The sequence below is a fragment of the Streptomyces sp. NPDC050264 genome, assembly GCF_040655895.1.
GTDB lineage: Bacteria > Actinomycetota > Actinomycetes > Streptomycetales > Streptomycetaceae > Streptomyces.
The window spans coordinates 44924-54238 of sequence record NZ_JBFAKV010000004.1; the positions used below are offsets into that span (position 1 = coordinate 44924).

Sequence of the window (9315 nt, forward strand, 5' to 3'; positions counted from 1 at the left end):
CCCGATACAAGGAGCCACAGGACATGGCCGACTCCAGTTTCGACATCGTCTCGAAGGTCGAGCGGCAGGAGGTCGACAACGCCCTCAACCAGGCCGCCAAGGAAATCTCGCAGCGCTACGACTTCAAGAACGTGGGCGCATCCATCTCCTGGTCCGGCGAGAAGATCCTGATGGAGGCCAACTCCGAGGAGCGGGTCAACGCCATCCTCGACGTCTTCCAGTCCAAGCTGATCAAGCGGGGCATCTCGCTGAAGGCGCTGGACGCCGGTGAGCCGCAGCTCTCCGGCAAGGAGTACAAGATCTTCGCCTCCATCGAGGAGGGCATCTCCCAGGACAACGCCAAGAAGGTGGCGAAGATCATCCGCGATGAGGGCCCCAAGGGCGTCAAGGCACAGGTGCAGGGCGAGGAGCTGCGGGTCAGCTCCAAGAGCCGTGACGACCTGCAGGCCGTGCAGGCGCTGCTCAAGGGGCAGGACTTCGACTTCGCGCTGCAGTTCGTGAACTACCGCTAGAGCACCTGTAGAGCGCTGACAGTCGCTTACGTAGATGAAGGGGCGGTACCCGGTCGGGTACCGCCCCTTCTCACTGCTGGCTGCCGGCTGCTGCTCAGCGGCGACTACGGGAGTCGCCGAAGAAGATGCGGTAGACGATCAGGAGGACGAGGGCGCCGCCGATCGCGGAGACCCACGTAGCGGTGTCGTAGAAGTCCTTGCTGATCGGGCGGTCGAGCCAGCGGGACGATATCCAGCCGCCGATGAAGGCTCCCGCGACACCTATGAGCGTGGTGCCGATCAGGCCGCCCGGGTCGCGGCCCGGGAGCAGGAACTTGGCGATGGCACCGGCGAGCAGGCCAAGGATGATCCAGCTGATGATGCCCATGCCGTGTTCTGCCCCTCTGCTGTGCTTAGTTGCGCGATATTGTCTCGCTGCACTGTTGCCCAGAAGGACGAGGTGTAGGCGCCGAGCGGTTGCGACGGCCTCGAAGGTGCGGCGCACGCCACAGGCCGGGACGCCCCGGCGCGGCGGCTGTGCTCAGCGCGCCGCGAACGGCTGGTCCGTGCTGACGATTTCGCGGCCCAGCGGCATCAACGACACGGGGATCAGTTTGAAGTTGGCGATGCCGAACGGGATGCCGATGATCGTGACGCACAGGGCGACGCCGGTGACGATGTGCGCCAGGGCGAGCCACCAGCCCGCGAGGATCAGCCACAGCACGTTGCCCACGCAGGACGGCGCTCCCGCGTCCCTGCGCTCGACCGTCGTGTACCCGAAGGGCCACAGGGCGTAGACGGCGATCCTGAACGCCGCGACGCCGAACGGGATGCCGATGATCGTGATGCACAGCAGCAGTCCCGCGAACACGTAGCCGAGGAACAGCCAGAAGCCGCTCAGGATCAGCCAGATGACGTTCAGGATTGTCTTCACTGTTGGCGACCTGCCATCTGCTCGAGCCGGGAGATCCGCTCCGCCATGGGCGGGTGGGTGGAGAACATCTTCGACATTCCCTGGCCCGGGCGGAAGGGGTTGGCGATCATCATGTGGCTCGCCGTCTCGATGCGCGGCTCGGGCGGCAGCGGGAGCTGCTTCGTACCGGCGTCGAGCTTGCGCAGGGCGCTGGCCAGGGCCAGTGGGTCCCCGGTCAGCTGGGCGCCCGAGGCGTCCGCCTCGTACTCCCTGGAGCGGCTGATGGCGAGCTGGATGAGGGAGGCGGCGAGCGGGCCCAGGAGCATGATCAGGAGCATTCCGAAGATGCCGGGGCCCTCGTCGTCATTGGAGCGGCCGACCGGGATCAGCCACGCGAAATTGACCAGGAACATGATCACGGAGGCGAGGGCTCCGGCGACCGACGAGATCAGGATGTCGCGGTTGTAGACATGGCTGAGCTCGTGCCCGATGACGCCGCGCAGCTCGCGCTCGTCCAGGATGCGCAGGATTCCCTCGGTGCAGCACACCGCCGCGTTGCGCGGGTTGCGGCCCGTCGCGAACGCGTTCGGTGCCTCGGTCGGGGAGATGTACAGGCGGGGCATGGGCTGGCGGGCCTGCGTGGAGAGCTCGCGGACCATGCGGTAGAGGGCCGGCGCCTCGAACTCGCTGACCGGGCGGGCCCGCATCGCGCGCAGGGCCAGCTTGTCGCTGTTCCAGTACGCGTACGCGTTCGTCCCGATCGCGATGACGAGTCCGATGACGAGCCCCATGCGGCCGAAAAAGCTGCCGATGACGATGATGAGGGCGGACAGCCCCCCAAGGAGTACGGCTGTCTTCAACCCGTTGTGCCGGCGGTGCACGGTACGCCCTCCTGATGGTGCGGCAGGGGAACCCACTGCTTGCTTTCTCACTGCTTCCACTGGACCCGCGCATCGGTGCGGGTGGCTGGGGTGCCTGCCTCCAGTGGACCCTCCCGTACTGGTCAACGCCAGACGAGCGGGACGAGTTCCCTTGTGCACGCTCGGCGAGCGGGGCGCGCGTGTAGGCCGTCCGGGTCAGCGCTGGCTGGGCATCAGGCCCGCGATCTCCAGGGCCTTCTCGTCGGCCTCGATCTCGCTGGTGCAGTTCGGGCAGCGGGTGGCGACACCGGGGATCTGGCTGAAGCAGCGGGGGCAGTCGCGCAGGGCGGCCTTGATGTCGATCGGCTTGTTCCGGTCGGCACGCGCCGTGATCTTCATCATCGGCAGGACGATCAGGAAGTAGAGCACGGCGGCGGTGATCAGGAAGGCGATACCGGCGTTGATGAGCTTCCCGTAGGGGAACCTGACTCCTTCGAGCGTGAAGTAGGCGTCCGAGTAGTTGCCGATGGAGCCGGTGGCCCAGCCCAGGAGCGGGGTGATGAACGCGGCGGTGAAAGCGGTCACCAGGGCCGTGAAGGCCGATCCGATGGCGAGGCCGACGGCCATGGTGACGATGTTGCCGCGAAGGATGAAGTCCTTGAAACCGCTCAGCACGCTGCTGCTCCTGGGAAGGGTGATGGTGGGGGGAGTGTCTGTTTGTGGCGACCCAGAAACGTACCAAATAGGGGCTTTGACAGTCTGCCGCGTCACGAGAACAGTCCACTGTCCACAAAGTGAAGGATCAATTGTGGAGCCCCGGACAGAACCGCTCCGATGACGGCTGTGACGGCGATCGCGGCGGTGAGCGGCCAGGAGGCGCGGTATGCGGCCGGCTCTCCTTCAGGGGCGCGGAAGAGGGCCGCGGTCCACTGGAGGTAGTAGAAGAGCGCGATGACGACGTTCACGGCCATGACGACCGCGAGCCAGCCCAGCCCCGCGTCGACGGCCGCCGAGAAGACCGTGACCTTCGCGAAGAGGCCGATGATGCCCGGCGGCAGGCCGGCCAGGCACAGCAGGAAGAAGCCGAGGACGAGCGCGGCGAGCGGGCGTGAGGCGTACAGGCCGCGGTAGTCGCTCAGGCGGTTCAGCGGCTTGGTGCGGGCGACGAGGGCGGCCACCGCGAAGGCGCCGAGGTTCACGGCGGCGTACATGAGGGCGTACGCGAGGGTGGAGCCGATCGACTTCTGCGGGTCGTCGGAGTACGCGGCCGCGGCGATCGGCACCAGGAGGTAGCCGGCCTGCCCGACGGAGGACCAGGCGAGGAGGCGCACGGCGCTGTACGCGCGCGTGGCCTGCTGCCGCAGGGCCGCGACGTTGCCGATGGTCATCGTCAGGGCGGCGAGCGCGGCGAGGGCCGGGCCCCACACGTCGGCGTACGACGGGAACGCGATGACCGTGACGAGGATGAGGCCCGTGAAGCCGACCGCCTTGCCGATGACCGACAAGTAGGCGGCGATCGGCAGCGGTGCGCCTACGTAGGTGTCGGGCACCCAGAAGTGGAACGGTACGGCGGCCGTCTTGAAGGCGAAGCCGATGAGGGTGAGGGCGACGCCTGCCTGGGCGAGGGTGTGGAACTGGCCGTCCACGTGGGTGAGTTCGGTGGCGACCTTCGTGAGGTGCAGAGTGCCCGTGGTCGCGTAGACGAAGCTCACGCCGAGGAGTGTGACCGCGGTCGCGGTGACCGACGACAGGAAGAACTTCAGGGCCGCGTCGGAGGACCGCTTGTCGTCCCGCTTGAGGCCCACCAGCGCGAAGGCGGGCAGCGAGGCGACTTCCAGGGCGACGACGAGCGTGGCGAGGTCGCGGGAGGCGGGCAGGAGGGCGGCGCCCGCTGCGGAGGACAGGAGAAGGAACCAGAACTCCCCTTCGGGGAGCGGCTTCTTCGCGTTCTTCGCGTCCTTCAGGGTGCTGATCGAGAGCAGCGCCGTGAGCAGGGCGCCCGCCAGCACCAGGAACTGGACGACGAGCGTGAAGCGGTCCGCCGTGTAGCTGCACGCTTCCTGGGAGGACGCGAGGCAGAACGTCGAGCGCTCGTCGCCGATCAGCGGAATCAGGGCGAGTCCGGCGGCGGCCAGGCCCGCCACGGAGATCCAGCCGAGGACCGGCTTGCGCCGTTCGCCCACGAACAGGTCGGCGACCAGGACGACGAGGGCGACGACCGCCGCGATCGTCGGCGGGGCGATCGCGAGCCAGTCGACGGACTGGACGAGGGACGCCACGGAGGGCGCGGCGACGGCGGTCACTGGAGGCCTCCTGCGAGGAGCTTCTGCACGGCCGGGTTCGTGAGGCCGAGCAGGGCGGCGGGCCACAGACCCGCGAGGACGGTGAGGGCGACGAGCGGGGTCCAGGCGGCGAACTCGTATCCCCGCACGTCGGCGACGTCCGGGGCCTCGCGCGTGCGCGGGCCCATGCAGACGCGGCGGACCACGATGAGCATGTACGCGGCAGTGAGCAGGGTGCCGAGCGCGGCGATCGCCATGAACACGAGGAAGGCCGGGCGGCTGAGGCCGTCGGCGGGCCTGAACGCGCCGAACAGGGCGAGCATCTCGCCCCAGAATCCGGCGAGTCCGGGCAGTCCGAGCGAGGCGACGGCGGCGAACGCGAGCAGGCCGCCCAGCCGCGGGGCCTTGCCGTACAGCGCCATGCCGCCCTGCTCGGCGAGGGTGTCGAGGTCGCTGGTGCCGGCCCGGTCCTTGAGCGCGCCGACGAGGAAGAAGAGGAGGCCGGTGATGAGGCCATGGGCGATGTTGGCGAAGAGCGCGCCGTTCACGCCGGTCGGGCTCATCGTCGCGATGCCGAGCAGGACGAAGCCCATGTGGCCGACGGAGGAGTACGCGATGAGGCGCTTGAGATCGCCCTTCGCGCCCTGCTTCGCGAGGTTCAGGCAGGCCAGGGATCCGTAGATGATCCCGACGACGGCGAGCGCGGCGAGGTAGGGCGCGAAGGTCCGCATCCCGTCGGGGGCGATGGGGAGCAGGATCCGGACGAACCCGTACGTACCCATCTTCAGCAGGACCCCGGCGAGGAGGACGGAGCCGACGGTCGGGGCGGCGGTGTGCGCGTCCGGCAGCCAGCTGTGCAGCGGCCACATCGGGGTCTTCACGGCGAGCCCGATCCCGATCGCCAGAACGGCGATGACCTGCACGGACGAGGTCAGGCCCCGGCCGTTGTCAGTGGCGAGTGCCATCATGTCGAACGTGCCCGACTTAACGCCGATAAGGAGAATTCCGAGCAGCATCACGACCGAGCCGAGCAGGGTGAAGAGGATGAACTTCCAGGCAGCGGCCGTACGTTCGGCGCCGCCCCAGCGTGCGATGAGGAAGTACATCGGGATGAGCACGATCTCGAACGCGAGGAAGAAGAGAAGGAGGTCGAGCACGGCGAAGGTGGCCAGCGTGCCCGATTCCAGAACGAGGATCAGGGCCACGAAGCCCTTGGGGGAAGGTCCGCTTGCCCGCGGCGTCAGCCGCTCATGTTGTTGCTTGAAGTAGGAGTACAGCGCGCAGAGGAACGTCAGCAGCGCCGTGAGCACCAGAAGGGGGAGGGAGATGCCGTCGACGCCGAGGTGGATACGCACGTCGAGCGCGGGGATCCAGCTGATGTCGGTCGTGGCCTGCATCCTCGACGGATGGTCGTGGTCGAAGCCGAGCGCGAGGACGATCGCCGCGATGAGGATCACGCCGGTCACGGTCACGCCGTGGCGGAGCACGGCCTGGTCCGGTGACTTCCCCTTCAGCCCGGGCGGGGCGGGGAGAAGAGCGGCGACCGCGCCGATGAGCGGTCCGACGACGATCAACGCGAGAAGGAACTGCATCACGGATTCGCTGATATCGATCACGGCTGCTCACGCTCCGGCGGTGGCGACGAGGACGACGGCGACCACCAGGACGACGGTGCCTGCGAGCAGTGCGCTGAGGTAGGTCTGCACGTTTCCGGTCTGGGCGCGGCGCACGGCCCAGCCCAGTGCCTTGGGGGCTTCGGCGGCCGCGCGTACGTAGGTGTCGACGACCGTGCGGTCGAGGAAGCGGACCAGCGTTGCCGCGCCCTGGACCGGGCGGACGAAGAGCGTCGCGTAGAGCGCGTCGAGGTGGAAGCCGACGGCGGCGTGCCGGTGCAGCGGGCCGAGCAGGAGACGGCCCGGGTCGGCCGGGTCGGAGGCGCCCGCGATGTTCCCGTACGCGGCCGTGTGCGTGGCGATGGCCTCGGCCTCGACCAGGCCGCCGTCGCCGGACTCGGTGTCGACGGCGACCGCTCCGATCGGGGTCCGGCGCACGGCCATCGCGGTGGTGTGGCGCCAGGCCGCGTAGGTGACCAGGCCGCCGACGAGCGCGAAGCCGGTGCCGAGGACGGAGGTGGTCACGGTCGGGGTGAGCGAGCGGCCGTCGAACCAGTCGGGCAGGACGCCAGTGGCCAGACCGAAGGCGAGGGAGGGGATCGCCAGGACCCACAGCACGACGTTCATCACGGCCGGCTGCCTGCCGTGGTCGGGGACCTCCGTGCCCCGGCCGTTGAAGGCGAGGAGCCACAGGCGGGTCGCGTAGGCGGCGGTGAGCAGGGCCGTGACCAGGCCCGCGACGAGGACGATCCAGCCGGCCGCGGCCGGGATGCCGTTCTCATGGCCGGTGGCCGTGTGCTCGGCGGCGCCGAGGACGGCCTCCTTGGAGAAGAAGCCGCTGAAGGGCGGGATCGCGGCGAGCGCGAGCAGCGCCACGGTCATCGTCCAGAAGGCGTCGGGGACGCGGTCGCGCAGGTTGCCCATGCGGGACATCGCGGCGAGTGAGTTGGTGCCGGCGGCGTGGATGATCACGCCCGCCCCGAGGAACAGCAGCGCCTTGAAGGCGCCGTGCGCGAGGAGGTGGAAGACGGCGGCGCCACGGTCGCCGACGGCGAGGGCGCCGGTCATGTAGCCGAGCTGGCCGACCGTCGAGTAGGCGAGGACGCGCTTGATGTCGTCCTGGGCCAGGGCGGCGAGGGCCGAGCCGGCCATGGTCACGGCGGCCATGACGGCCAGCACGATCAGGGCTGCCCGCGAGGCGGCGAAGACCGGGAGGAGGCGGGCGACGAAGTAGACGCCGGCGGCGACCATCGTCGCGGCGTGGATCAGCGCGGAGACGGGTGTGGGGCCCGCCATCGCGTCGGGCAGCCAGGTGTGCAGTGGGAACTGCGCGGACTTGCCCGCCACGCCGGCCAGGAGCAGCAGGGCGATCAGGGTCGGGTGGTCGAGGCCGCCCTCGCTCGTGACCTTGCCCAGGATCGTCGTGATGCGGAAGGAACCCGCGTCCGTGGCGAGGGCGAACAGACCGATCAGGAAGGGGACGTCACCGAGTTTCGTGACGAGGAAGGCCTTGAGGGAGGCGGCCCGTGCCTCGGGGGTCTCCCAGTAGTGGCCGACGAGGAAGTACGAGCAGATGCCCATGACTTCCCAGCCGACCAGCAGCACCATCAGGTCGCCCGAGTAGACGACGAGGAACATCGCGGAGGTGAAGAGCGAGACGAGAGCGGCGTACGAGGGGTAGCGCGGGTCGTCGCGCAGGTAGCCCGTCGAGTAGAGCTGGACGCAGGTCGCGACCAGGCCGACCACGACGGCGACGAGGGCGGCGAAGCCGTCGATGTGCAGGGCGAGTTCGATCGGGACGGAGCCGGTCGGGGTGAGTTCGGTGTGCGCGTCGAGGGCCGCGGTGCGGTTGCCGGTGCCGCCGCCCTGCTGGACGGCGACGACGACGGCGAGGACCAGTGCGGCCAGCGTCGGCAGCACGGCCAGCGGCCGGACGAAGGCGGGAGCGGTGCGGCCGAGCAGGAGACCCGCGGCGGCGCCGAGGAACGGCAGGAGGGGGACGAGGACGGCGAGGGTCGTGGTGGTCACGCGGTGGCCTCGGCCTTCTTGTCCGCCGGCTTCTTGTCCGTCGCCTTCTTGTCCGCCGGACCGGCCGGGTCGTCGGCTGTCGCGCCGGCGTCGTACGGGTCGTGCGGGTCGTCGTCCGGGTCGCGGGGCTCGGCGGCGTCGCGGAGCTTGTCGATGTCCGCCGTGCCGCGGTTGCGGTGGACGGCCAGGACGATCGCCAGGCCGATGCCGATCTCGGCGGCGGCGATGGCGATGGTGAACAGGGTCAGGGCCTGTCCGGAGTGCAGGGCGTCGCGCAGCCAGACGTCGAAGGCGACGAGGTTGAGGTTGACGGCGTTGAGCATCAGCTCGACGGACATCAGGACGAGGATCGCGTTGCGGCGGGCCAGGACTCCGTACAGGCCCGTGCAGAAGAGGAGGGCGGACAGGACGGCGGGATAGACGAGGTGCATCAGCGGTTGCCCTCCCGGACGGCGGCGGCCTCGGTGGCGGCGGCCTCGGCCTCTGTCTCGGCCGCGTTCTTCTTGCGGGACAGGACGATCGCGCCGACCAGGGCCGCGAGGAGCAGGACCGAGAGGGCCTCGAAGGGCAGCACCCAGTGCCGGAACAGGATCGATCCGGTCACGGCCGTGTTGCCCTGGGCGGCCGCGTCCAGATCGATCCAGGTCGTGCGGAAGGCGTCCACGACGACCCAGACCAGGGCCGCCGCGGAGGCGAAGGCCACGGTGAGGGCGGCCCAGCGGTTGGGGCTGTCCGCGTCCGGTGACCGGCCGATGGGGGCGCGGGTCAGCATCAGCCCGAACAGGAGGAGGACCACGACGGAACCGACGTAGATGAGGACCTGCACCCAGGCGATGAACTCGGCGGTGAGCAGGAGGTATTCGACGGCGATGCCACCGAGGGCGACGACCAGCCACAGGGCGGCGTGCACCAGTTGCTTCGTGGTGACGGTGACGAGCGCGGCGCCGAAGGTGACCAGGCCGACGAGGAGGAAGGCGATCTCGACGCCCGTCGGGGAGAGGAACCCGTGGCTCTCGGCGGCCGTGGTGACGGCGGCCGAGGCCGTCGAGGCGGTGGGGGTCATGCGGGTGTCTCCTCTCCGGGGCCGTGGGAGGTGGCGGAGTCGTCGGGGCCGGTCGCGTCGTCAGA

At 69.5% G+C, this 9315-nt stretch carries 10 protein-coding genes; 1 reads left to right on the top strand and 9 read right to left on the bottom strand.

The genetic code is table 11. The features are described from left to right. Positions 1 to 23: 23 nt before the first annotated feature. Positions 24 to 512, top strand: a complete 489-nt coding sequence (locus AB0J02_RS07655; protein WP_363192669.1) for a YajQ family cyclic di-GMP-binding protein — start codon at positions 24 to 26, stop codon at positions 510 to 512. Positions 513 to 606: 94 nt separating this feature from the next. Here the strand turns inward: AB0J02_RS07655 and AB0J02_RS07660 are convergent, their stop codons facing one another. The 9 genes from AB0J02_RS07660 to AB0J02_RS07700 all read right to left on the bottom strand — a co-directional run bounded on the left by AB0J02_RS07660 (position 607) and on the right by AB0J02_RS07700 (position 9250). Next, positions 607 to 879 carry a GlsB/YeaQ/YmgE family stress response membrane protein gene (locus AB0J02_RS07660; protein ID WP_363192670.1) on the bottom strand — a complete coding sequence of 91 codons (273 nt, stop codon included), beginning with the start codon at positions 877 to 879 and terminating at the stop codon, positions 607 to 609. A gap of 153 nt (positions 880 to 1032) precedes the next feature. Then, positions 1033 to 1425, bottom strand: coding sequence for a YccF domain-containing protein (locus AB0J02_RS07665; RefSeq protein WP_363192671.1), 393 nt, complete (start codon positions 1423 to 1425; stop codon positions 1033 to 1035). Further along, complete coding sequence (gene htpX / locus AB0J02_RS07670) at positions 1422 to 2285, bottom strand: zinc metalloprotease HtpX (RefSeq protein WP_363192672.1); 864 nt, start codon at positions 2283 to 2285, stop codon at positions 1422 to 1424. The genes AB0J02_RS07665 and htpX overlap by 4 nt, the downstream gene beginning before the upstream one ends. A 195-nt stretch (positions 2286 to 2480) precedes the next feature. Further along, positions 2481 to 2939, bottom strand: coding sequence for a large conductance mechanosensitive channel protein MscL (mscL, locus tag AB0J02_RS07675; RefSeq protein ID WP_363192673.1), 459 nt, complete (start codon positions 2937 to 2939; stop codon positions 2481 to 2483). A 92-nt stretch (positions 2940 to 3031) separates the two neighbouring features. Beyond that, positions 3032 to 4567: an NADH-quinone oxidoreductase subunit N gene (locus tag AB0J02_RS07680; protein WP_363192674.1), complete on the bottom strand. Its 1536-nt coding sequence runs from the start codon at positions 4565 to 4567 to the stop codon at positions 3032 to 3034. After that, positions 4564 to 6162 (bottom strand): NADH-quinone oxidoreductase subunit M, encoded by a 1599-nt coding sequence (locus AB0J02_RS07685; RefSeq protein WP_363192675.1) that lies wholly within the window; start codon positions 6160 to 6162, stop codon positions 4564 to 4566. Before AB0J02_RS07685 ends, AB0J02_RS07680 begins: the two co-directional genes overlap by 4 nt. 6 nt (positions 6163 to 6168) lie before the next feature. Beyond that, the gene (locus tag AB0J02_RS07690) at positions 6169 to 8187 is read right to left on the bottom strand and encodes an NADH-quinone oxidoreductase subunit L (protein ID WP_363192676.1); all 2019 of its coding nucleotides are present in this window, start codon (positions 8185 to 8187) and stop codon (positions 6169 to 6171) included. Beyond that, a complete protein-coding gene (gene nuoK / locus AB0J02_RS07695) occupies positions 8184 to 8618 on the bottom strand; it encodes an NADH-quinone oxidoreductase subunit NuoK (RefSeq protein WP_363192677.1) in 435 nt (144 codons plus the stop codon). Before nuoK ends, AB0J02_RS07690 begins: the two co-directional genes overlap by 4 nt. Continuing rightward, positions 8618 to 9250 carry an NADH-quinone oxidoreductase subunit J gene (locus tag AB0J02_RS07700; RefSeq protein ID WP_363192678.1) on the bottom strand — a complete coding sequence of 211 codons (633 nt, stop codon included), beginning with the start codon at positions 9248 to 9250 and terminating at the stop codon, positions 8618 to 8620. The genes nuoK and AB0J02_RS07700 overlap by 1 nt, the downstream gene beginning before the upstream one ends. Positions 9251 to 9315: the final 65 nt, after the last annotated feature.

Coding starts and splice junctions, on each gene's coding strand:
- AB0J02_RS07655 (WP_363192669.1), top strand. CDS start 24: ATGGCCGACTCCAGTTTCGACATCGTCTCGAAGGTCGAGCGGCAGGAG.
- AB0J02_RS07660 (WP_363192670.1), bottom strand. CDS start 879: ATGGGCATCATCAGCTGGATCATCCTTGGCCTGCTCGCCGGTGCCATC.
- nuoK (WP_363192677.1), bottom strand. CDS start 8,618: ATGCACCTCGTCTATCCCGCCGTCCTGTCCGCCCTCCTCTTCTGCACG.
- AB0J02_RS07700 (WP_363192678.1), bottom strand. CDS start 9,250: ATGACCCCCACCGCCTCGACGGCCTCGGCCGCCGTCACCACGGCCGCC.